The 23,525-nt window shown below is 38.6% G+C and carries 20 protein-coding genes and 1 tRNA gene; 11 read left to right on the top strand and 10 right to left on the bottom strand.

Translation table 11 applies throughout. The features are described 5' to 3' along the window. Positions 1-26 precede the first annotated feature (26 nt). Together pheS and KF872_04110 are read right to left on the bottom strand one after the other, a co-directional pair. Positions 27-1,052 carry a phenylalanine--tRNA ligase subunit alpha gene (pheS, locus tag KF872_04115; protein MBX2902720.1) on the bottom strand — a complete coding sequence of 342 codons (1,026 nt, stop codon included), beginning with the start codon at positions 1,050-1,052 and terminating at the stop codon, positions 27-29. 54 nt (positions 1,053-1,106) lie between these two features. After that, entirely contained in the window at positions 1,107-1,760 is a 654-nt protein-coding gene (locus KF872_04110) for a cytochrome c (protein ID MBX2902719.1), read from the bottom strand. A gap of 129 nt (positions 1,761-1,889) precedes the next feature. Here KF872_04110 and KF872_04105 point away from each other — a divergent pair, with 129 nt between their 5' ends. Continuing rightward, positions 1,890-2,222 carry a hypothetical protein gene (locus KF872_04105; GenBank protein ID MBX2902718.1) on the top strand — a complete coding sequence of 111 codons (333 nt, stop codon included), beginning with the start codon at positions 1,890-1,892 and terminating at the stop codon, positions 2,220-2,222. A 27-nt stretch (positions 2,223-2,249) separates the two neighbouring features. Here the strand turns inward: KF872_04105 and KF872_04100 are convergent, their stop codons facing one another. Both KF872_04100 and KF872_04095 read right to left on the bottom strand, forming a co-directional pair. Then, entirely contained in the window at positions 2,250-3,020 is a 771-nt protein-coding gene (locus KF872_04100) for an SDR family oxidoreductase (protein ID MBX2902717.1), read from the bottom strand. Between the two features lie 48 nt (positions 3,021-3,068). Further along, positions 3,069-3,875: a T9SS type A sorting domain-containing protein gene (locus KF872_04095; GenBank protein MBX2902716.1), complete on the bottom strand. Its 807-nt coding sequence runs from the start codon at positions 3,873-3,875 to the stop codon at positions 3,069-3,071. 149 nt (positions 3,876-4,024) lie between these two features. Here KF872_04095 and KF872_04090 point away from each other — a divergent pair, with 149 nt between their 5' ends. Then, positions 4,025-4,807, top strand: a complete 783-nt coding sequence (locus KF872_04090; protein MBX2902715.1) for a DUF4197 domain-containing protein — start codon at positions 4,025-4,027, stop codon at positions 4,805-4,807. Between the two features lie 59 nt (positions 4,808-4,866). Continuing rightward, positions 4,867-6,405: a hypothetical protein gene (locus tag KF872_04085; GenBank protein ID MBX2902714.1), complete on the top strand. Its 1,539-nt coding sequence runs from the start codon at positions 4,867-4,869 to the stop codon at positions 6,403-6,405. Positions 6,406-6,408: 3 nt separating this feature from the next. Here the strand turns inward: KF872_04085 and KF872_04080 are convergent, their stop codons facing one another. Next, the gene (locus KF872_04080; protein MBX2902713.1) at positions 6,409-8,010 is read right to left on the bottom strand and encodes a T9SS type A sorting domain-containing protein; all 1,602 of its coding nucleotides are present in this window, start codon (positions 8,008-8,010) and stop codon (positions 6,409-6,411) included. Positions 8,011-8,168: 158 nt separating this feature from the next. Here KF872_04080 and KF872_04075 point away from each other — a divergent pair, with 158 nt between their 5' ends. After that, a complete protein-coding gene (locus KF872_04075; GenBank protein MBX2902712.1) occupies positions 8,169-9,977 on the top strand; it encodes an acyl-CoA dehydrogenase family protein in 1,809 nt (602 codons plus the stop codon). A gap of 308 nt (positions 9,978-10,285) precedes the next feature. Here KF872_04075 and dnaG read toward each other — a convergent pair whose 3' ends face one another. Beyond that, positions 10,286-12,214 carry a DNA primase gene (gene dnaG, locus KF872_04070; GenBank protein ID MBX2902711.1) on the bottom strand — a complete coding sequence of 643 codons (1,929 nt, stop codon included), beginning with the start codon at positions 12,212-12,214 and terminating at the stop codon, positions 10,286-10,288. A gap of 127 nt (positions 12,215-12,341) precedes the next feature. Here dnaG and KF872_04065 point away from each other — a divergent pair. The 4 genes from KF872_04065 (at position 12,342) to KF872_04050 (ending at position 15,249) form a co-directional block, all read left to right on the top strand. Further along, a tRNA-Leu gene (locus KF872_04065) sits at positions 12,342-12,425 on the top strand. A gap of 349 nt (positions 12,426-12,774) precedes the next feature. Next, positions 12,775-13,119, top strand: a complete 345-nt coding sequence (locus KF872_04060) for a helix-turn-helix transcriptional regulator (protein MBX2902710.1) — start codon at positions 12,775-12,777, stop codon at positions 13,117-13,119. 50 nt (positions 13,120-13,169) lie between these two features. Further along, positions 13,170-13,757, top strand: a complete 588-nt coding sequence (locus KF872_04055; GenBank protein MBX2902709.1) for a NifU family protein — start codon at positions 13,170-13,172, stop codon at positions 13,755-13,757. Between the two features lie 133 nt (positions 13,758-13,890). Next, on the top strand, positions 13,891-15,249 hold the full coding sequence (locus KF872_04050; GenBank protein ID MBX2902708.1) for a hypothetical protein: 1,359 nt from the start codon (positions 13,891-13,893) through the stop codon (positions 15,247-15,249). 9 nt (positions 15,250-15,258) lie between these two features. Here KF872_04050 and KF872_04045 read toward each other — a convergent pair whose 3' ends face one another. Then, positions 15,259-16,665, bottom strand: a complete 1,407-nt coding sequence (locus KF872_04045; GenBank protein MBX2902707.1) for a hypothetical protein — start codon at positions 16,663-16,665, stop codon at positions 15,259-15,261. A 168-nt stretch (positions 16,666-16,833) separates the two neighbouring features. Here KF872_04045 and KF872_04040 point away from each other — a divergent pair, with 168 nt between their 5' ends. Beyond that, positions 16,834-17,268 carry a hypothetical protein gene (locus KF872_04040; protein MBX2902706.1) on the top strand — a complete coding sequence of 145 codons (435 nt, stop codon included), beginning with the start codon at positions 16,834-16,836 and terminating at the stop codon, positions 17,266-17,268. Here KF872_04040 and KF872_04035 read toward each other — a convergent pair. The 3 genes from KF872_04035 to KF872_04025 all read right to left on the bottom strand — a co-directional run bounded on the left by KF872_04035 (position 17,265) and on the right by KF872_04025 (position 21,570). Beyond that, the gene (locus KF872_04035) at positions 17,265-18,461 is read right to left on the bottom strand and encodes an ABC transporter permease (GenBank protein ID MBX2902705.1); all 1,197 of its coding nucleotides are present in this window, start codon (positions 18,459-18,461) and stop codon (positions 17,265-17,267) included. The two genes, KF872_04040 and KF872_04035, sit on opposite strands and share 4 nt — an antisense overlap. Before the next feature lie 156 nt (positions 18,462-18,617). Continuing rightward, positions 18,618-19,622, bottom strand: a complete 1,005-nt coding sequence (locus KF872_04030) for a serine hydrolase (GenBank protein ID MBX2902704.1) — start codon at positions 19,620-19,622, stop codon at positions 18,618-18,620. Between the two features lie 88 nt (positions 19,623-19,710). Next, positions 19,711-21,570, bottom strand: coding sequence for an Nramp family divalent metal transporter (locus KF872_04025; protein MBX2902703.1), 1,860 nt, complete (start codon positions 21,568-21,570; stop codon positions 19,711-19,713). Between the two features lie 74 nt (positions 21,571-21,644). Between KF872_04025 and KF872_04020 the strand changes: the two genes are divergently transcribed. After that, positions 21,645-22,301 carry an SGNH/GDSL hydrolase family protein gene (locus tag KF872_04020; protein ID MBX2902702.1) on the top strand — a complete coding sequence of 219 codons (657 nt, stop codon included), beginning with the start codon at positions 21,645-21,647 and terminating at the stop codon, positions 22,299-22,301. A 33-nt stretch (positions 22,302-22,334) separates the two neighbouring features. Continuing rightward, positions 22,335-23,519 carry a redoxin domain-containing protein gene (locus KF872_04015; protein MBX2902701.1) on the top strand — a complete coding sequence of 395 codons (1,185 nt, stop codon included), beginning with the start codon at positions 22,335-22,337 and terminating at the stop codon, positions 23,517-23,519. Positions 23,520-23,525 lie beyond the last annotated feature (6 nt).

Here is a 23,525-nt window from a genome sequence, read left to right as displayed (position 1 = left end):
CAACAGATTTATATTGGTAAGCTAAACTAATTGGCGCTTTCAAACTGTTTTAAGAACCGCACATCGTTTTCAAAAAAGAGGCGTAAATCGTTGATTCGGTATTTAAGCATGGTTATTCTTTCTATACCCATGCCGAATGCAAATCCGGTATATTTATTATGGTCTATTTTGCAATTTTGGAGCACAGCAGGATCTACCATGCCGCAGCCTCCAATTTCTACCCAGCCGCTGTATTTACAAACAGGGCATCCTTTGCCTTCGCATACAAAGCAACTGATGTCCATTTCGGCACTTGGCTCTGTAAATGGAAAAAATGATGGGCGGAAACGCACTTCTACATTCTTTCCAAACATTTCTTGTGCAAAGTAGAGCATGGTTTGTTTTAAATCTGCAAACGAAACATCGGTATCAATATATAATCCTTCTACTTGATGAAATGTGCAGTGTGCACGGGCAGAAATAGTTTCGTTTCTGTACACTCTGCCGGGGCAAATAATTCTAATGGGAGGCTTTTGGGTTTCCATTACTCTTATCTGCACGGTTGAAGTTTGCGAACGGAGCATCCATTCTTTTTCTTCGTTTAAAAAGAAGGTGTCTTGCATATCGCGTGCAGGATGGTCTTCGGGAGTGTTGAGCGCTGTAAAATTATGCCAATCGTCTTCTATTTCAGGGCCTTCTGCTACGGTAAATCCAATGCGGCTAAAGATTTCAGTCATTTTGTGGCGTATAATGCTTACGGGATGGCGTGTGCCTACTTTAAAGGTGTAGGCTGGCGCTGTAATATCTACGCTGTTTTTACTTTCTTGAGTGGTAGTCGTAAACTTAGCTTTTAGTGTTTCGTGTTTTTGTTCGGCAGCTGTTTTTAGCGTGTTCATTAGCTGCCCGTACTCTTTTTTGCGTTCGGGAGCTATATTGCCCATAGCACCAAATAGTTCTTTAAGTATGCCTTTGGTACCTAGATACTTAATTCTGAATTGTTCTAAAGCCTCTGCATTTTCGGGCAGAGCAGTTTCTATTTCTTTTAAAACTTCATTTGCTTTTTCAAAAAACATGGCACTTGAATTTTAAGTTACAGTTGATGTTTAAAACTAAAAAACACCATAAAGTTATTCCGCACTTTCGCTATTGTTTCGTAAACTTTCTACATATAGCGCTACGCCTTCTAATTGTTCGGGTGTAAGGTTTTTATATGCAGCCATATTGTTTTTACCATCGCGAATAATGGCAATAACTTCTTCGTGATTCATAGTAGATATTTTTAAGTTTTTTGCTCCGGCAAGCATGGCATCGCCTGCGGCTCCGTGGCAAGCAGTACAAAGTTCGGTGTACACTTTTTTACCAACAGCAATTGGCTCTGCACTTACATCTGTTGTATCTACAGTTTGCTTCCCTTTTTTTGCACGGCTCATTTCTGCTAATCCGTAACTGGATACAATAAACAATACGGCTAATACTGCCAATGCTTTTTTCTCTCTTTTAAAACCAATTACCGCTAATGGTATGGAGCTTAATACCAATACTATTTTAATTAAGAGTAAATTGTTTACATCTGCACCCATCATAAGCATGGTTACTCCTGTAATTAAAAACAATGAACTAATAATCATTTCAGGCACTTTGGTTGGCTTTGAGTACTTTGCCAATGCCTCTTTTTTGTTGAGTAACAGTAAAACTGTTTTAACTAGGTAGTGCAGCAAAAACAAAATTACAACCAATTTGTGTGTGTGTAGCAGCGCAATGTAAATCTGTGAGTTACTCATGAATGAATGTATTTTTTTGCAATGATAGTCGGTTAATTCTTTATGAAAAATAAAATTGGTTAAACAAGTAATGTCAATGCCTGCCAATTGCTTATTTCTGAGTTCTGAATGTTATGTTTACGATTGGTTATGGAAGAGAGTTTTGAATATCGTTGGTATAAAGTGCGCAAGCTTGTAAACGAGCAGTTTGGGCAGCGCCCCGATGTAAATGCCATGCTTTTCTTAATTGGTATGAACGAGGTGGGAATAGTAAAAGAGGAGTGGAGTAAAGAAGAAAAGCAAGATTTGATGCATGTGGCGGTTTGCAAATTGCTTAGCAGCGAAGGCTATTACAAATTTGTGGGTACAGATGCCGATGGTTGGCATCATTATGAACAGAATACAACCATGCCGGTACTAGATTTAAAATCGCAAGAAGAATTATTGAAGCATAAGATTGTGGACTACTTTGAGCAGTTGTAGGCTTCTATTGCTTATCTGTAAGTACTATTACAGTTTGAATAAATCGCCCCAAAGCCGCTGCCCGCCATCAATGTACACGGTTTCTCCTGTTATGTATTTACAAGCCGGAGCACAAAGGAAAACTGTAAGATTAGCAACTTCATCTACGGTACCTAAACGTTTGGCGGGAACGGTATCTTCCATGCCGCGTTTAAACGCCTCGGGATATTGCTCCATACCGCTGCTTTGTATAAAGCCGGGCGCTACTGCATTTACATTTATGTTGTATTTACTCCATTCTACTGCTAAACTCATGGTGAGGTTCTCTACTCCTGCGCGTGCTGCTCCTGTATGTGCCATACCCGGAAACCCGCGAAACATATTGGCAATTATGTTTACGATACTTCCGTTTTTCTGTGGTATAAAGAATGTGTTTGCCATGGCATGTGTAACATTCCATGTGCCGTTTAAATTATTGTTTACCACTGCTGCAAATCCTTTAGGCGATATATTTTCGGCTGCCGAAGGAAACTGTCCGCCAGCATTGTTTACCAAAATATCTAAGATGCCTTCCTGTGCTTTAATTTCGTTTGCTAAAAGCATTGTTTGTTCTGCAATTCTTATATCGCAAATGCTATAGCGAATTTTACCAAATTGCGATAACTCTTGGGTTGCTTTTTGTAGTTTTTCTTCATTTCTGGAAGTAATAATTACTTGTGCTCCTAATTGCAATAATTGCTTGCTAATGGCATAGCCGATGCCGCTCCCGCCTCCGGTTACCAATGCAGTTTTTCCTATAAACAAATTTGCCTGAAACATACAGTGAAGTTTCAGGCAAACCTATGGTAATTTTTAAAAGTGAAACAACTAGTAGTTTATTTTAGAAAGCAAACTGCTGTAGGTAGTACCGTTTATTTTTAAAACTACAATATAGTTGCTGGCTGCTTGCGGATTTTTTTGTGTATCGAAAATAAATTCATGATTGCCTTTTTCGAGTTTCCCTTGTTGTAGGGTTGCTACTGTTTTACCGCTCATATCTAAAACGTTTAGTTCTACTTTTGAATCTTTATCGAGCAAGAAATTTATTTTGGCTTTATCAAAAAATGGGTTTGGTAACACATTTACTGCAAAATCTTCTTGGTTCAATTTTGAAGTAAAATTTTTAGAAAGGTCGATGGCATTAGATCCATCTCCCACTTTTTCCATATTGGAATAGCCGCCACTACAAGGAATGTTGTAAACCGGAATATGGCTTGGTGTGGCACCTAACAACTTTATATTGTTGCCATCTTTTGCAAAGGTTAATTCACCTGTTTTAAAGCACCATGTTCGGTTGGTGTTCGATAAGTTTTCGCTTAAAATTTCATATTCTTCAAACATCAATTTATTGCCTGTAATAACACCACGCAATTTCATATCGCCATAATAGCCACCGCTACCAAAAATAGAAGAGGTTCCGGTTACAATACTGCCTTCTTGTTTTAAATTGAATTCGTATTCAAAAGTTTGCAAAATGCCTTTATGGTCGGTAGTGTATTGCTGGCGTTTGCCCACCCATTTCCCATTTACATCAATGGTTGCCACCTGTTTTTCGTTTAGTATTTCTGCTGTTTGTGCTATAGTGCCGGAGTATATAAAACCAATAATTGCCGAGGTGAGAAGTAGTTTTTTCATGTGTAGAAAATTTGTTTTCTCTAAAATAAAAACTTTATGTGGTTGAGCAAATAAATTACAGAGGCTTCAACTTGTTAAAATCTCTTATCCTTGCTTTTGCAATTTTACATTTTTGTGCAATTGCTATCTTTCATCACAAAATACTACACATGAAGTTATTACTCGTAATTGTTACAATGATTGGTGCCCTACAAGTAAATGCGCAGAAGGCATCTAAAATGGGAGGAGCCATTCAAACTATAAAAAGCACTAGTAAAACAATGGGTAAAACTACCTCTTCAGCTACGACCGGAAGTAAATCAAATAGCACCGCTTCTTTTACCGAAACCGAAGCGGCAAGTGCCATTAAAGATGCATTGCTTAATGGTATCACAACCGGAGTTACCAAAGCTGCTGCTCCCGATGGTTATTTTAAAAATGCTTTCATAAAAGTATTGATGCCGCCACAGGCAAAAGCTATGGAAAGCACGTTGCGCCAAATTGGAGCAGGTGCATTGGTAGATAATATCATTTTAACCATGAACCGAGCAGCCGAAAAAGCAGCTCCGCAAGCAAAAAACATATTCATAAATTCAGTTTCGCAAATGACTATTAACGATGCTATTAGCATTGTAAGCAATCAACAGCAAGATGCTGCTACTAAATTTTTAGAAAGAACTACTACAGAGCAATTGGTAGCTGCATTTAAACCGAGCATTAAAACAGCATTAGACCAAACTTTGGCCACTCGCTACTGGAGCCAAGCTATGACACAGTATAACCGCATTCCATTTGTATCTAAAGTAAATACAGATTTGCCCGACTATGTTACCAGAAAAGGAATTAGTGGATTATTTTATTTGATAGCACAAGAAGAGGCGCGTATAAGAAAAGACCCTGTGGCGCGCACTACCGATATCTTAGAAAAGGTATTCGGCAACCTGAAATTTTAATTTGGGGCAGGCAACCTTGTGGAATTTTTACTCGTTTTCATCTACTTTAAAAATTAATTATGAAGAAAATTTTTGTTACCGCTGCAGCATTTGCAGTGTTGAATACTTTTGCGCAAACAGCACTAAATTCTAAGAAAGTTACCATCTATAAAAACGGAACTGCATTGATTGTAAATGAAGGCAGTATTAAAACCAAGAATGGCACTGCCGTGCTGCCATTACCCAATAAAACCTTGTTTGGAGCTTACTGGGTGGGAGCAGGAAAAGAAAATCCCATAAAGCAGATTGCATTTAAAAACGATACTATTAAAAAAACAAAGCGCTGCGAGAGTGTGGCCGAATTTTTAGCGGGGAACATAGGCAAGCAGGCAACAGTTTTTTATACAGCAAGCAATGCAATTGATAAAAGCCTCAGCGGCACGATAGCCTATTTTTACCAGCCTACCGGAATGCTTAAGTTTAAAACAGAAAAAGGTATTTCATGGATTAGTGCCAAAAACATTTATCAAGTAGAATTTAAAGAAGCAGAGAACACCACATTCTTGGCAGATAGCATAAAAAAAATGGTGGTTATTCAACCCGAAAAGAATACGCCAACCATTGCCTTGCAAGAGTTTTACCTGCAAAGCGGCATGAATTGGATTCCTTCGTACTTTTTAAAGCTAAAGGATGAAAAAAATGCCAGAATAGAAATGAAAGCACTTATTGAAAATGGTGGAGAGGCCATACAAAATGCAGAAACCGAAGTAGTGGTTGGTGCCCCCCAGTTGGCATTTGGATTAAAAGCAGATCCAATGACTTACGATTATGTAACCAATGAAAATCCTCCGCAAGCACCTTATGGAGGAAATGCTCAATATAATTACAAAATGATGCGCAGTGCAGGTATTGCAGAGAGCGTTGCCGATGAAGCCTTTAGCGGCACCTTTACTACAGAAGGAGAAAAATCGGGCGATTTATATTTCTATAAGCTAGGAAAAATTTCTTTAGCCAAAGATGCAAAAGGCTCTTTTCCTGTATTTGCAAAAGAGTTAGAATACAAAAACAAGTACGAAGGTTCTATTCCGGATTACGTGAACTTTTATGCCACTCGCTTTACCAATAATGAAGAAAGCAAATACGATGTTTTTCATTCTTTAGAATTGAAAAATACAGCGGGCGTGCCTTTTACATCGGCTCCGGTAATGGTATTAAATGAAAAAGAACAATTCTTGGCACAGGATAACATGAACTATACTCCGGCAGGTGCTACAACTTCGGTTCGCCTTTCAAAGGCGGTAGATGTAATTCTTAAAAACCAAGAAGAGGAAGCCAGCCGAAACGATAGTTTTAAAAAAGTTGGAAAAGGTGTTTTCGGTAAGGTAGTTATTAAGGGAAGCGTAACGGTAGAAAACTTTCAAGAAACAGCCATTGCACTTAGTGTTACCAAAAATGTAACGGGTGAAGTAGTAAAACAAAGCGATGCTGCTCAAGTAGTAAAAAAGAAAAACTATTACACCGGCACCAATCCAACATCGGAAATAAAATGGGAGCTAAGTTTAAAACCAAACGAAAAGAAGGTTCTTAACTATGAGTATGAAGTGCTGTACAATATGTAAGCACTAGTGCGATATTATCAATTGCTTTGCAAGCAATTGTTTTTCCGAAACAATCATTCGTACAATATACGTGCCATTGGCAAGTGCGTCTGTAAACAGTTGTTGTGTTGCAAATCCTTGGTTAAATAAGGAGCTTGGAATACTGTGTACTTTTTTTCCTGCAATATCATATACATCAAATGCCACTTCGGTAGTGTTGGGCAAAAAGAACGATAATGTTGTAGCACCTTGAGCGGGATTAGGAATGGGTTCATAAAACTGAGGTGTGCTAACAATGCTGGCTATTTCGCTCTTGTTTAAATCCGTAGGAAGTTGTAAGATGCTACTATCAATTACCATATCCTCATCTCCATTTTGGTATAGCATATAACCAAAGTACACTAAAAACATTTCATCGGTGGTGGCTTCGCCTGCGGTAACTTTTTTGGGTGGATTATTGGGTTGAAATGGGTTGGTGGCTGTATTGTCGTATGTAGCTTTTCCAAACAATTTAGTACCGGGAGGAATAACCACAGGTTTTTGAAAGTAATAACTCATCTGCCAGCGGAAATCCCACTCCGGAATTTTTACAATTGGAATAGTATCGTTGGTAGGCGTAACGGCAAATGCCATAATGCTTCTACCGATTAGGTGCATGTGAGGAGCCGTTAACACTAAACTGATTTTAGGATAATTATTGGCCAAAGTATATTGATTGTAAAAAGTTTTTACCTCATCGGCTTCAATAGAAAGAGGGCCGTTGAGCAAGCCTCCATTGCCCGAATTGGCATATCGCAAAATAGGCGCTAATGATATTTCGCGCAGTGGCTTATTAGAAAATCGCAAGCGCAATGTAGTGCTGTCTTTTTTAGAAAGGCTGCCTGCCGGATAGTGAATTTGCATTACCACCTTTGCATTCTTATGCAATTTCACTCCAATATTGGGCGGATAAAATTGTGGCTTACTTCCGGGAACCCAAGCTCCAATGAGTTTAGCGCTTGCTACGCCAATACCCCCGAAATTTAGATAGCCGGGTTCCGGTGTTTGTGCATCTTTGGTAGTGCTTACTCCGGTAGTATCTTCATAAATTAAAACATGGTGCACAATAGATGGATTGCCAGGTATTACTTCATACGCATCAAAATATTCATCTTGCGAAAGTTGGGGGTCTAGTACAAAACATTGGTAAACATCGTAATTGGAACTTACACTGTAAGTAGGTATCTGCAGTATTTTACTAGGAGTGGTTAGTTCCGGTAAGTTTGTATATATTGGTTTGGTAGGTGCTGTATTGGTGTCGCCCATTGGCGCACCTGCATTGTACCAATCTTTTATGGTTTGTATTTCTGCATCAGAAAGCCGCCTCTCATCTTTAAATTTCCTATAGTTGGGATCGGTAGGGAAGGGAGGCATTTGCTTATTCTCTGTTTTATATTGAATAGAAAAAGCATGGCTAAATGCATTTTGGTAATCTAAAAGCGAAAAATGTCCGGCTCCGCCATCGTGGTGGCATGTAGTACAATTCTTGTAGAAGATAGGTGCTATATCTTTTGCCCATGTAACCGATTGGCTGTGTGTAATAGAAAATATACCAACCAAGGTTCCGGTGAGTATTGTTTTTTTCATTGTACTATTTTTTACGTGTGTATCAAAGTTAATATGAAGTACTATAAATTATAGAAAAATAATTTTACCAAACGATTGTTTGGTAAAAAGGAAACATTTACATTCGTAATACGTTTTATAGAAATCTAAAAAAATTAAGTAACACAAATCAACATTTTATGTCAATCGCAACAGACAAAAAACAAATTCTAAAGGGTGGTGAATTTATCATCAAAGAAAGCTCTTGGGAAGAAGTGTACATTCCTGAACAAATTTCTGAAGAGCAACTAATGATGCGTAACACAACCAAAGATTTCATAACCAAAGAAATTGATCCGCATTTAGAGGAGTTTGATAAAGACCCAATGAAAGGCGTTGAGGTAATAAATAAGGCAGGCGAATATGGCTTATTGTCTCTTCACATTCCTGAGGAATATGGTGGCGAAGGAAAGGACTTAACCACTTTTTCTTACGTAACCGAAGTGTTGGGCTGGGGACACGGCATGAGTGTAGCCATTGGCGCACATACCGGCATTGGCACATGCCCAATTATTTATTACGGAACCAATGAACAACGCGCAAAGTACTTGCCTAAATTGGCTACCGGAGAATTAAAAGCAGCTTATTGTTTAACAGAGCCTTGGAGCGGATCCGATGCATTGGGTGCGCGTACCAAAGCAGTGTTGAGCGAAGACGGAAAATACTACACACTTACCGGACAAAAAATGTGGATTACCAATGCCGGTTTTGCAGATGTGTTTGTAGTGTTTGCAAAAATTGATGGCGATGATAAAAAGTTCACTGCTTTTATTGTTGAAAAAGGATATGAAGGCGTAAGTGTTGGTGCAGAAGAAAAGAAAATGGGTATTAAATCATCTTCTACCCGCCAAGTGTTTCTTAATAATGTAAAAGTGCCTGCCGAAAATCTTTTAGGCGAAGCAGGAAAAGGGCATAAAATAGCCTTTCAAATATTAAATATTGGTCGTTACAAATTGTGTAATGGCGTATTGGGTGGTGCAAAACGCGCTTTGGGTCAAGCAGTAAAATATGCCAATGAGCGCCAGCAGTTTAAAACTCCAATTTCATCATTTGGAGCCATCAAACAAAAATTGGGTGAAATGGCAATTCGTTCATGGGCAGCAGAATCTGCATCTTACAGAGTGTGCGATTTAATTAGCCAAAAAGAACATGAACTTAAAGCTGCCGGAAAATCAATGACAGAGTACCTTACCGGAGGTGCAGAGGAATACCAAATTGAGTGTGCCTTATTAAAAGTAATTGGCTCTGAGGTATTAGATTTTGTAGTAGATGAAGCATTGCAAATACACGGTGGTTACGGATTTAGCGAAGAATATCCAATGGCGCGTGCATACCGCGACAGCCGCATCAACAGAATTTTTGAAGGCACCAACGAAATAAACCGTATGCTTTCAATAGATGCATTATTAAAGTTTGCATTAAAAGGTAAGTTAGATTTAATGACTCCGGGAATGGCCATTCAAAAAGAACTGATGAGTGTGCCTGATTTTGGTTCAGGTGGCGATTCTGATGATGTTTTTGCCGCAGAGAAAAAAGCATTAAAGAATGCCAAAAAAGCATTCTTGCTTGTAGCAGGAAGTGCAGTTCAAAAACTAATGCAAAAATTAGAAAGCGAGCAAGAAATCTTAATCCACGCTTCGGATGTGTTGGCCGATATTTTGGTAATGGAAAGCGCCATGCTGCGTGCCGAAAAATTGGTAAATTTACATGGATTAGAAGCAAGCCAACTGTATGTAGATATGGTTAAGTGCTTTTTCTTCGATGCTATGGATAGAATTAACGTAAATGGTCGCCAAGCTTTGGCTGCATTTGCAGGTGGCGATGAACTACGCATGATGTTGATGGGCTTAAAACGCTTTACCAAATACGAAATGGTAAACACCAAAGAAATCCGCAGAGCTGTAGCCAACAAGTTAATAGAAGAAAACGATTACGCTTTCTGGAACTAAGCCACTATTGTTTATAGTAACTATTGTTTTAAAAGAGGCTGCTTTAAAAAAGGCAGCCTCTTTTTTTATCTATAAAAAGCCTGTTCTTTACAAGAAAAGAAAGTATAGCTGCTGCTACTGCTTGAATTGTTCTTCTTACAGAAAATGACCGCAGGTTTTCAGTTCAGCAGTGGTTGAATTTACTCGGGAATAGTAAGAAGGCTACCTCTCTTAAATGTTTGTTTTAAGAGTGTTTGCCAATAGATTGTAATCTGCCGCGTTTATTGCATGAAATTGTTGGAAATAGGTATGCTGATTCCTATGTCCAATTAGGTTAAAGGTCTGTAAACAATGGTGCCTACCAATGCTGCAAAGTTTTTGCGTTGCTCACTTAGTTTCATGTGTTTGTTTAGCAGCGAAATTAGCTCGTTGTCCATTTCTTCGGTTGTGGGCTGTTGTTGTGCTTGCTTAATTTGCTCTTCTATAATGCGCAACTGTTTTAAGTTGTAAAATTGTTTTAGGCGAATTACAGTGCTTTCAATATCTCTAATAAAAAGATGTCTTTTATCGGGAATTACAATTTTGTGTTTATTCCACCAATTATCGCTTACTTGATATCTTTCAGAAACTAAATGTAGTGCTGTGGTACGAATAGAATCGTTTTCGTGTGTAGTGAAAAATGAAGAGGCATGATACCTTCCGGCTTCAGCTTCTTCTTGTATAAGTTGAAAAACCTCCTGTAGATGCGTAGTTTCTATGGTAATGCCCTCTAAATCTTCTAAGAGATAGGTTGTTACACTTATATAGTTATCGGGCTCTATGGCAATCTTCCAATCACCATATTCTAAAAACAATCGCAGAATGGCTTCTTCTAAAATTTTTTGCGTGGGCGATGCTTCTCGTATTTGTTCTGCATGTATTTGAGTGGCTGCTTGCTGCTCTTCAACAATGTTTATGGGCACATCTGCTTGCTCATCTTTAGCATTTCTTCTACGCAGCTTATTTACTTCTATGGTAATAAGTTGTTCTTGCATATTGAAGTACTGCGCACATTCTTTGCAGTAAACAGCTCTTTGAATAGGGTCGGGGGTTTTGGCAATAGAAATAAGTATTTCGCGAATAAGTTCGCTCTTTTTTATAGGGTCGTTGGCTGCTTCTTTTGCAAAGAGCGATGTTTTAAAAAGTATTACATCTTTCCTTTGCTCCTTTACATACTGCAGAAAGCCTTCTCCACCTACTTTTTTTACATAGCTATCAGGGTCTTCTGTTTCCGGTAGCAGCACTATGCGCACATGCATGCCTTCTTCCAAAATCATATCGGTACCGCGGAGGGCCGCTTTTATTCCGGCAGCATCGCCATCGTAAAGCATGGTGATATTGGAGGTCATGCGCTTTACCATTCTAATTTGGTCGGTAGTGAGCGATGTGCCGCTCGATGCCATTACGTTTTCAATACCGGCTCTATGTAGCGAAATAACATCGGTATAGCCTTCTACCAAAAAGCATTCATCGGCCTTGCGTACTGCTTGTTTTGCAAAGTAAGCACCATAAAGAATTTTACTTTTTTGATATACTTCGTTTTCGGAAGTGTTGATGTATTTAGGACTTTTTTCGTCTTTCTTTAAAATGCGCCCACCAAAGCCAAGTACTTTTCCATTGATGCTGTGAATGGGAAACATTACGCGGTTGCGAAAAAAATCGCGCAGCCCGTATTCGTGCTCAGCTATTAGTCCGGCTTTTACCAAAATATCTTTTTGAAAGGAGTTGGATAGTGCGTGTTGAGCAAATGCGTCTTTTCCTTCCGGTGAAAAACCGAGTTGGAATTTTTGTATGGTTTCTGAATCGAAACCGCGCTCTTTAAAATAGGAAAGTCCAATACCGCCAGCTTCTTCATTCAGCAAGTAATTGGAGTAGAATTTTTGTGCAAAGGAGTTGGCAATAAAAATACTTTCGGTGAGCGATTGCTGCTCTGTTTCTTCCTTACTTTTTTCTTCGGTGGTTTCTTCAATTTCAATGTTGTATTTCTTGGCAAGATGGCGTAGCGCTTCGGTATAACTCATTTGCGCATGTTCCATTAAAAACGTAACAGAATTGCCGGCTTTGCCGCACCCAAAACATTTGTAAATATTTTTGGCGGGCGATACATTAAATGAAGGTGTTTTTTCGTTGTGAAAAGGGCAAAGGCCTTGGTAGTTGGCACCTCGTTTTTTTAGTACCACATATTCTCCCACTACTTCTTCTACGCGGGATTCTTCCATTATCTTTTGGATAGAATACTTACTTATCACGGGGTGAAAATAGTTTTTTGAATGATGTGGGATTAAAACTCACGTTTGAATTTTTCGTGAATTAGGGAATAAAATTACATTTGCGCTCTGTTTTTAAGCCCGGGTGGTGAAATTGGTAGACACACCATCTTGAGGGGGTGGCGCCTGAAAGGGTGTACGAGTTCGAATCTCGTCCCGGGCACTCCAGCCAAGTAGTTCCACGGCTATATTTTCCTAATTTTTTTTGTTTTTGTGTGATGGATTTCTGCTCCATCTATTGCTTTATATCCAAGCACTGCATTTTCATTTTCCCCAAATACATACGCCAAATTGATTTTTACGCCATTCTAAGCAGCTTGCAATAGCTTCAAATTTATTTTAAAAAAACTCAAAGTACATTTTGAGGTTATGTGAGTAAACTTTGTTGTAGTGGCAGATTGTTTTGTTTTTTGTGAGCTTTATATTGTACAGTATTGGTGTTTTCCACAATTGTTCAAAATGAACGTAGTAAACTTGAATGTAGAGTTTGATTATTTGCAAAAACGTTGTTTATGATTCAACTTAATTTAAACCGCATTTTTAAGGCAAGGGGAATAGAGCAGCCTTATCGTTTTTTAGTAAAAGGAGGCTTTGTTTCGTTTACGGCACATAAATACAAGAATGGAAAGGTAGAACAAATGCGACTTGAACACATAGAGCAGTTGTGTATTCTACTAAACTGCACACCCAACGATATTTTTGAATGGACACCCAACGATTTGCTGGACGATCGTCCGGATCATCCACTGCAAAAGATACGCAGACGCGAGAAGCGCTTAGAAATAAATCGCTTGCTTAGCAAAATGCCACTTCATAAGTTAGAAGAAATAGAAACTTTGTTACAAAGCGTTGCCTGAATTTGGAGGAAGCATATTTTTTTCGGCACTTTGCCTAAAACACATAAAGAATGGAATCGTTTATTGTAGAAATTTATCAGGAAGCAACACCCAATCCGGAGAGTTTAAAGTTTACAACCAACTTAAATATCCTGCCCAATTTCCAGATAGAGTTTAAGAGTAAGAATGCTGTAAATGGCGAATCGCTTTTGGCCGATGCGCTATTTGAATTGCCCTTTGTGCAAAGTGTTTTTTTATCGCAAAACTTCGTAACCATTACCAAAACCGCTACGGCCGATTGGTACGAGATTACTCCACAAATAAAAAAGGCAATAGAAGAATTTCATAATTCGGGGAAAGCACTTGTATCGGATAACTTGCGCAAGCGCGGTGAGTTTAATCCTGCCAACGATACCGATGCTGCTGTTTCGGTGGAAGAAAAAATTACTGCACTTTTAGATAAATACGTGCGGCCTGCAGTTGAAATGGATGGCGGATATATTGCATTTCATTCATTCGATAATGGTATTGTAAACCTTACCATGCACGGCAGTTGCAGCGGTTGCCCAAGTTCGCAAATTACCTTGCGTGCAGGAATAGAAGGCTTACTAAAGCGCATGATTCCGGAGGTGAAGGAAGTAGTGGCAGTAGAGGAATAAAATAGATAGCAACACGCTATCCACATTATATAAGCGCATTTTCATACACATTGCCTCTTGATTATTTTTATTCCTTATTTTATATTACTGCTATTAGTAATGCCACAAGTATTTGGAACACGCGCACAACATATTGTTTTTTGATAAAGCTACTCCTGCCACTTTGCCGGATGTAAAAGTGCTGGAAGGTGCTTTTGAATTGGCTGATGTTGGTATTCTAATAGTAAGCAAAACCAACGAGGTGTTGTATGCCAATCACTTTGCCAATAAAGCAGCAGCGTATTTTCAGATAAAGAGTAAGTTGGTTCCTATTTTGAATTACAACTTTGCAAGCGAAGGCTCGGGATGTGTATCTTTTGAAATCCCCGATACACCAAGAGTATTGCAGGTACGCTCTTCCATAGTGCAATGGAATGGCGAAAAAGCAGCACTGTTTTTAGTGAAAGAAGAAAGTGCAAAGGCAGTATCGGCCTCGCTTAGTAACCTACAATTGGCAGCACTATTTATTGATACTATTCAACTGCCGTTGCTTATATTCTATAACGATATTTTAGCAGCAGCTAATGTAAGCGCCATTCATTTATTGAACATAGAGGCCGATGAAATTGCAAAGACGCATTTTAATTGCTTTTTCGAGAAGCATACAAAAGCAGATAGCCAAAAACCGGAGGCGCTTATAGATGCAGTTCATTTTAAGGCAGTACTACGAACAGAAAAAGAGGCAAGAGCATTGGTAACTACACAGTTGCCACTCGATGGGAAATTATATCGCATTATTCAAATTTTGCCCAATACGCTTGAAAGTGAAAGCGATGCTGGCGATAAAAATTTTAGTGCACACGATGTTATTTCTATGGCTTCGCACGATTTGCGCGAGCCGGTGCGCACCATAACTAATTACTCGCAACTAACGGTTGAAAAACTTAAAAACGGTAAGTACAAGCAAGCTTTTGAATATGCACAAATGACCAATGCTGCTGCGCTACACATGGATAAATTGCTGGGCGATTTAAAAGTGCTCATTAGCGTAGATGATATTGCTTTGGAAAAGAAAAAAGTACATACCGAAGCAATGCTGAAAGCTGCCATTGCAGAGGTGTTAAAGTTTCATTCGGCAGAAAATTTTGAAATTAGATTACACCAGTTGCCGGAAATAGAAGGCAACGAAAAGTTATTGATTCTACTCTTTAGAAACTTATTCGATAATGCCATAAAATTCCGAAAAGGCGATAAAGCTCAAATTGAAGTGGCAGCAGAAAAAGAAGATACTAGCATTACATTTTGTGTGCGCGACAATGGTGTGGGTATTGCAAGAAAGCATCATCAAAAAGTTTTTGAACCATTTGAACGGTTGAATAGAATTGATGAATATCCGGGCAGCGGTTTAGGATTAACCATTGCAAAGAAAATTATAGAAAAACATGGCGGTTCTATTCATATAGAATCTATGCTGCACGCAGGAACCGGTATCTATATTTCATTTCCCAAATAAATGGAAACACTATTCTTCGGTCCATAAATACTTTTCTATTGCAGCAAAAAACAATTGCACCTTTTCGGTGGCTGCTGCTTGAAAAAGAATAATAGGCATAAAGCAAAACATTCCGCGCTTATATGAACTTTCCATCAACGATTGTAGGCTGGCATCTTGTAGTTTTTCATCGAGCAATAAAAATATAAGCGTGTAAAAAGCCAGTGCTGCAACAAAATAAAGTACTGTAAAATTCCATGTTTTAAAGAATGATTTTGCAGAAAACGCTATGAGCAAAATAGGAAAAATAAATGCAATACCATATAAGAAATATCCAGGAGGGCTGGAGCCTGTTTGCCCCAATCCTATATATGCCCAAAGGTATGCCGCTGCCATGGTTATTTTTTGAAGACTAATAGCACTTCCCGCACCAAATCGCTCGGCAGTAGAAAGGTGTAAATCGGCTTTCACATACCAACTCCATGCTGCAAAAGGAGTCAACACAGCCGAAGCGTACAATACAATTGGTAGCCATTGTTTATGTTTCACTAAGTAGAGTAGTACTACGGCAAATCCGGCAACTGCAAATGCAAGTAAATCTTGCCGCAGCCAAACCGAAAAAAGAATGCCTAACAAGGCTATTTTAAAATAGCGAAACTCTCTTTCTTTATACCAAACAAACAACGGCAAAGCAGCCGCAGCAACATAAGCGGTAGATGGCAAATTGCTAAGTAATAAAGCCGCATGCGAAAAAAATTCGGGTGCCCAGCCAAGAACCAATGTAAAAATTGCGGCTCCAAAATTACTGATGTATCGGCTTGCTACTGCATAGAAAATAGCCAGCGTACATACATAATAAAGAAGTGAAAGTATTTTGGGATTTTCTGCACCATACAAATAAGTATAGGCAATGCTGCAAGGAAACAGTGGTGGGTAAATGCCACCTGCTCCTTGCAATTTTACATCATATAGCGATACGTGAATTTTTCCCTCGATGGCATACCAAATACCTAGCTTGTCAAAAGTGCCAATGGCATCGTGCTCAGTGGTGGGCCAAAATAAAGACTTCACCGCTATGAGATAAAACAGTCCAATAAGTATAAGCCACGCCACTGCGCTGCCTGCATGGAAGTTGGTAAGTTGAGTCTTTACAAAATCTTTTATTGAATTTGTAAATGCAGCTGCTTTAAATTGTTTCAGCTTATCGAAATCGCTTAGTGCAATAATTAGAACTAAGTTCAAAACAGTTAATACAGATTGCGAAAATTGAAAGTTGATAATATCTAAGAGAAACATCCACCAACTTTGCAAACCTAAACCAAACAGCATTGAATATGCAGCTTTTTCGAGCGAAACTGTTTTAAATGAAAGTTTTTCCAACATCATCCACCCGGCACCAAAAGCCAATAACAATCCAAAGAATAAACTGATATTCATAAAGGTGAAAATGGAAAAAGAAATTGAATTGCCAATCAACTTTCAACTTATATAATGTACAAATTAAAGTTGGTTACAAGCGAATAAAACATCGTGTGTACACTGTGTGGCAGCACTGCGAAACATTTTGAAACGAACCTTCGTAATAATCCAATAAAAAATATTCTCATGCAAGCCACATTTAAATCAATTGAATTTGTAAGAAAGAAAGACGATTGCAAAAAAATAATCGATCAATTTCATCAAAAGGCAAAAGTTGCTGTGGTGAAAAAAAATTACAAGTTGTACCAATCTATACTGCAAACGCTTGTGTTGGGGCACTTGCCCGAAATTCTTTTAACCGGAAATGAACTGAAAAGGAGAGGAGCAGCTACCGAAGAAGAGCATTTGTATTTAGAATACTTTTCATTATTTGAAGAAACATTTGGTTACGTAATTCACCAATCGTGGCTGTCGTATATGAATCAGAAATTTGAAAAAGGCGATGGCATTATTTTTAAATTCTTAATGCTCTTCTTAACCGAAAATTTCTTTGAAAGTTGGAAAGTAAGTGAGCCACGTAGTGCTATAAAAACTATGGTGCGCAACTCTGTGTTGGCTTAAGCAAATCTTATTGCTTTTACAGGGCTTATACCGGAAATAATTCTGGAAGGGAGTACTAAAAACAATATGCAAACTGCTAACGTTGCTATGTTTAACAGCACCACCCAACTTAATTGCAAATCAATAGGTGCTTTAGAAAGATAGTACGATTCTTTTGGTAAACTCACTAAACCAAAGTGCATTTGGAGGAAGCATAAAGTAATACCTACAATGTTGCCAATTAGCAAACCTCCGCCAATAATTACAATAGCATAATACACAAAAATTTTGCGTACACCGGCATTGCTGCTGCCCATTGCTTTCAAAATTCCAATCATATTGGTGCGCTCCAAAATTAAGATCAGCAGTGCGGTTATCATGTTAATCGCTGCAACTAAAATCATGAGTAGCAGAATAATTATTTCGTTCATGGTTTGCAGTTCCAACCAGTCAAAAATTCCGGGGTTTTGATACTTTATTGTTTGCACATCTAAACCCGAATCGGCAATGCGGTAAAATATATTGTCGGCAATAACATCTAATGGTTCGGCTCTTAGGGCTTCATAAGTTTCTTCAGAAAGCAAACCGCCAAACAAGGTGAGAAAGTAATCGGCACTGCGGCTCCTAAAGAGATTCTTTTCTTTTAAAAAAACTTCAAATCCGCCCACAGAATCTCTGCCCCATCCATTCAAATCTTGAATAACAGCTAAAGATGCTAAAGCAAATTGTTTGTCAAATTCTTCTAAGCCGGTTTCGTATAATCCACAAATTTTGAATGCTCTAGCTCGCACCTGCTTGCCCATAAAGTTGATGGTTACTTTATCGCCAACTTTTAATTGCATACGCTTGGCAGTAGTGGTAGAAACCAATAACTGGCGGTAAGCAACATTGCTATCGGTACTAAGCATGGCACCTTCTTTTAAATACTGCTTAAACACTGAGGTGTCGAAATCGCTGGCAGTCCCTTTCAATACAATACCATCAAAACTGTTTTTTGTTTTCATTAAGCCTGCTTTGAAAGCAGTAGCTTGAATGTGTCGGGCTTCGGGAATTTCGTTTGGATGCAGGTAAAAAGTTTGGTTTTTATATACAGCAGCTTCTTCGTACGATTTTGTAAGACTAAAAGGCATAATGCTTACATGCGCCCAAAATCCAAAAACCTTAGCTCTTATTTCTTTTTGAAAACCATTGATGAGCGAGGTGGCGATAATCATAGTGGCAATGCTCAAAGCCACTGCTCCCAAAGCAATTTTTATTATGAAAGATGAAAAGCCTTTTTGAAAACTAAAAGCAATTCTTCGAACAATAAATAACTCGAAATTCAATTTGTTTTAAATGTACTCCAACGAAAGTAAAAATTTAGTTGTGCTTTACTGATTGGCAATTACATTGCTGTGTACTATGCCCGAAATTTTTGCTATTACTTTTGATAAAGCATCAAAGTTTGCTCCACGGGTCATTATGCATATTAAGTATGGTTTGCCTTGGATATATACAATACCACAATCGTGTAATTGTTTAATGTTGGTATCGTTATAGGCTCGCTCGCCAAATTTGTGTGCCACGGTAATACCTTGCGGTAAACCTGCCACTATTCCTCTTTTGAAATTTACATTGCTAAGTATAGAAAGTGCCTTTTCCGACATTTCTTTATTCAAATAAGTGGCATTGTATAATACTCTAAAGAAAGAAGAAAATTCTTTTACAGAAATAACATCGGTGGTGTATCTAAAATCGGGTGGCGCAATGCCGGCATCTATAAATGTTTGGTTAAAATCAGGATCTCCAATTTCGTGTAGTATTAGATTTTTAGCTTCGTTGTCAGAGTAAGCAATCATTTTAAATATCAATTCTTCTATGGTGTAGCTCTTACCGATTTCAACCAAGCCTGTATCTATAATATTAGCAGTTACTTCATCAATATAGTTTTCAAATTTTATTTTCTTCTGTAAGAAAGTAGGATCCTTTTCTGTTCTTTTTAAAGCTGCAATCATAATTGGAACCTTTAATAAGCTGGCTGGTGAGTATCTTTCATCTTCGTTAATACCAAGCCAGCTGCCATTGTTTAAATCTCTGTAGTAAACAGATACGTGGCTTGCTTCTTGCGAGGCTCTTAGTTCACTAAGATAGCTCTGTATCTCTGAGGTTAATACGGCAACGGAGGCATTGTTTTCCGGTAAATAATTATCGCACTCAATAAGTGGATTTATGTATTTGAAACCGCTGTTGCTTCTAAATTCCGAAAGGCTGTTTGGTGGTGCCGCCTGCTGTGTTGTTTCTGCTGTTTTAGATGCAAGGAAATATGCTGCGGCATATCCTGCAATAAAGGCAAGTGCAATTGCCAACCATGTTTCTTTTAATTTTAAAGCCTTCATTCTTATGGTGTTTTAAAGGCATCAAAAATCGGGCGGCAAGTATTGAAAATAGAATTGATATTTTAAAATTCTATGTAACTTATTTTAGCTATACCGCAAGTACCGGACATTTTACTCGGTGCCTTACTGCGCTAATGGTTTCGCCATATATAAAATCGAAGAACGAGTTGTGCCCGTGGCTACCCATTACCAACAAATCAATATCGTATTCGTTTACAATTGCAGGAATAGCATTTTTTGGAATGCCAAAACCTATTTTACCTACTGCTGTTATTTGTTGCTTGGCAAGTTGCTGTACATACGCGGTAAGTTGTTGCTCATCGTGCTGCACCTCAAAATCGCGAATGTCATTGCCCGAAATTTTAGCGCCCGTGCTTTCTGTTACATGAATTAAGAAAAACTGTGTTTGCGAATTGCCTTGTGCAATGCCGTGTTCTATTGCTTTTACATCGCCATCGGTAAAATCTACGCATATTCCAATTCGTTTATACTGCTTGTGTTGCAGTGGTGGAAGCAATGATGCTTCGCCATGTGGTATAAGTTGCTTGGCTGTTTTTTTAGAATTGAAAAATGGATAAGCGGCAATATAAAGCAGTAAGCCAATGGCGGCAATAACTAAAAGAAGTATGGTTGTAAAAAGCACAGGATGTGCCATTGCTTGCCAGTCTGCCAGAAAATCGAATACTAATTTTAAGTTGAGCAATACAATTATTGCAGCACTTAACCAGCCTGCAAATTTTTGCCAGTTGGAAATGGCAAACTGCCCCATTTCTTTTTTGCTGCTTACAAAGTGAATGAGTGGAATAACGGCAAAACCTAATTGAAGGCTTAGTATTACTTGCGATAACACCAGCATGTCGCCCACTTTTTCATCGCCTAAAAAGTAAATAACCAACATGGCCGGAATTACAGCAATAAGGCGTGTAATGAGTCTGCGCAACCAAGGCGCCATGCGCAAATTCAGGTAGCCCTCCATTACAATTTGCCCGGCAAGTGTGCCTGTAATGGTGGAGCTTTGCCCTGCGGCAATAAGTGCAATGGCAAAGAGGAGTGGGGCTAATTCTTTTCCAAGTAATGGCTCCAGCATTTGGTGTGCTTGTTGTATCTCAACTATCTCATGGTAACCATTTTTAAAAAACACCGATGCCGATAATATCAATATGGCAGCGTTTACGAAAAATGCAGCATTGAGTGCAATGGCAGAATCAATGAAATTAAACTTTAGAGCTTGCTTTATGCCGCTCTCATCATTTCTGTTTTTGCGGGTTTGTACTAAAGAAGAATGCAGATAAAGATTATGCGGCATTACCGTGGCTCCAATAATTCCAATGGCAATATACAATGCTCCACTATCTTCAAGATGAGGTACAAAGCCCGATACTACTTCTCCCAAATTTGGCTTGGCAAACCAAATTTCAATAAAAAACGAACCTCCAATAATAATAACCAAAGAAAGTATAAATGCCTCTAAGTAACGCATACCTTTACTTTGTAGAAATAGTATAAGCACAGTATCGAGTACGGCCAATGCAACGCCAATTATCATGGGTAAACCAAACAGTAAATTCAACCCTATTGCCATTCCCAAAACTTCGGCTAAATCGCAAGCCGCAATAGCAATTTCAGCCAAAAAGAAAAGTGAGGTGTTAATACTTTTGGGATAAGTTTCGCGACTTGCTTGTGCAAGGTCTTTGCCCCTTACCACACCTAATCTTGCAGCGAAGCTCTGGAGCAACAGCGCAATTAAATTGCTCATTACCAATACCCACAAAAGCGAGTAGCCATATTTGCTTCCGCCTGCAATATCGGTTGCCCAGTTGCCAGGATCCATGTAGCCCACTGCCACTAAAAAAGCAGGGCCAATAAATAGAAACAACCTTCGCTTCCACGAAACAGCGATGGTGGTATCTATTGAACCATGAACTTCATCTAATGATTTCCCTGCCATAATTTAGGCAAATCTAAAAAAATATTTAGATTGAATTATTTTGCAGCATTAAAAATTATTTTCTGCTTTGGTGCATGACTGAAAACAGTAAAAACAACAATAATTTTACGATGCTTTGCTTGGGTGATTCATATACCATTGGCGAAGCAGTATTGCCACAAGAGCGCTTTGCTAATCTTGCCATAGCATTACTTAAAGAGAAAGGTATCAGCTTTGAAGCCCCACATATTATAGCCCAAACCGGTTGGACAACCGATGAATTGGCAGCAGCCATCAATAATGAAGGATTGAACCGAAAATTTGATGTTGTAACCTTACTCATTGGTGTAAACAACCAATACCGGAATAGAACAATTGAAAACTACAAAGCAGAGTTAGCACAATTAGTGCAAACTGCCATTGGGTTTTCTAAGCATGGCGCTAAAGCTGTATTAATACTTTCAATTCCCGATTGGAGCGTAACTTCATTTGTGGCTCAAGACGTACAGAGGCGCACCGCACCGCAAATTCAAGCACAAATAGAATACTTTAATACAGCCAAGAAGCAAGTGGCAGCCTTGTACGATATTACATTTATTGATATAACCCCAATTTCGCAGATGGCAAAAAACGAAAGAAATTTAATTGCAGAGGATGGCTTGCATCCATCGGGCGAAATGTATTTGCAATGGGCAGAATTACTATGTAAAGAAATTGAGCAATTGCAAAAGCAACAAGTGCTAACTGCTTAATCACCTAAGGTTTCTAAAAAAATTTTCTTTTAAATGAATAACTCTATCTTCGATTTCAATATGAAAAAAATACTATTAGCTTTTGCTTTTATTTATGCAGTAAATTCTTGTAACAGTGCCGGAGGAAGCGGTTACAAAATTGAAGGTTCGCTCACAAATTCCACTCCATCCGAAACAATTTTTCTTGAAAAATTGAATGTTCAACAATTAGTAGTTATAGACTCAGGAAAGGTAAATGAAAAAGGAGAGTTCACTTTGAGTGGTGCAGTAAAGGAAGAAGGTCTTTACAGGTTAAAACTTGGCTCAAATCCCAATCTTTTTTGGTTGATGGTATTAGATAACAAAGGAGCTTACACGGCTACTTTAGATGCCTCTGCACCTTTGAATGCAACTATAAAAGGCTCTACGGCACAAGATGAGTTTCAGCAGGCGCTTAAAAAGATGCAAACATATCAAACAGAAATGCAGCGCTTAAATATGACCTACGGAATGGCAATGCAAGCTGGCAATGTATCGCAAGATTCGCTCAGCAAAATTGTAGCTACTGCCAATGCCACAGGCGAAGAATTAAATAAGTTTATTTCTACAACGGCTACCACATCAAAATCGCCATTTACTGCATTTATTGCTGTAATGACCGATGTAAATAAATATGCAAAAGAGTTTACGCAAGTAGCGGCACGCTTCGAAAAAGAGTTACCTAAATCTAGCTACACCAAAGAATTGCAAGATATTTCCAAGCAATTAGAGCAGCAGCGTTTGGCAATGGAAGCCCAGGCTCGCGCATCAGAAGCTGTGGGTATTGGCAAAGCAGCTCCAGACATAGATTTGCCTTCTCCCGATGGAAAATCCATTAAGCTAAGTTCTTTAAAAGGAAAGTATGTGTTACTCGATTTTTGGGCAAGTTGGTGCGGACCTTGCAGACGCGAAAACCCATCTGTAGTAGCCGCTTACAATAAGTTTAAAGATAAAGGATTTACGGTGTATAGCGTTTCTTTAGATAAAGATAAAAACGCATGGTTGAATGCAATTAAGGCAGATGGCTTGGTATGGGAAAACCATGTGAGCGATTTGCAATTTTGGAATAGCATAGCAGCAAAAACCTATAATGTACAAGGCATCCCGGCTCAGTTTTTATTAGATAAGGATGGTGTAATTATTGCTCAAAACTTACGTGGCGAAGCATTAGATGCTAAACTGGCAGAAGTTCTAAAGTAACATACC

It is taken from the genome of Chitinophagales bacterium (assembly GCA_019638515.1).
Taxonomy (GTDB): Bacteria; Bacteroidota; Bacteroidia; order Chitinophagales; family LD1; genus UBA7692.
This window is presented reverse-complemented; position numbering and strand designations above follow the sequence as displayed.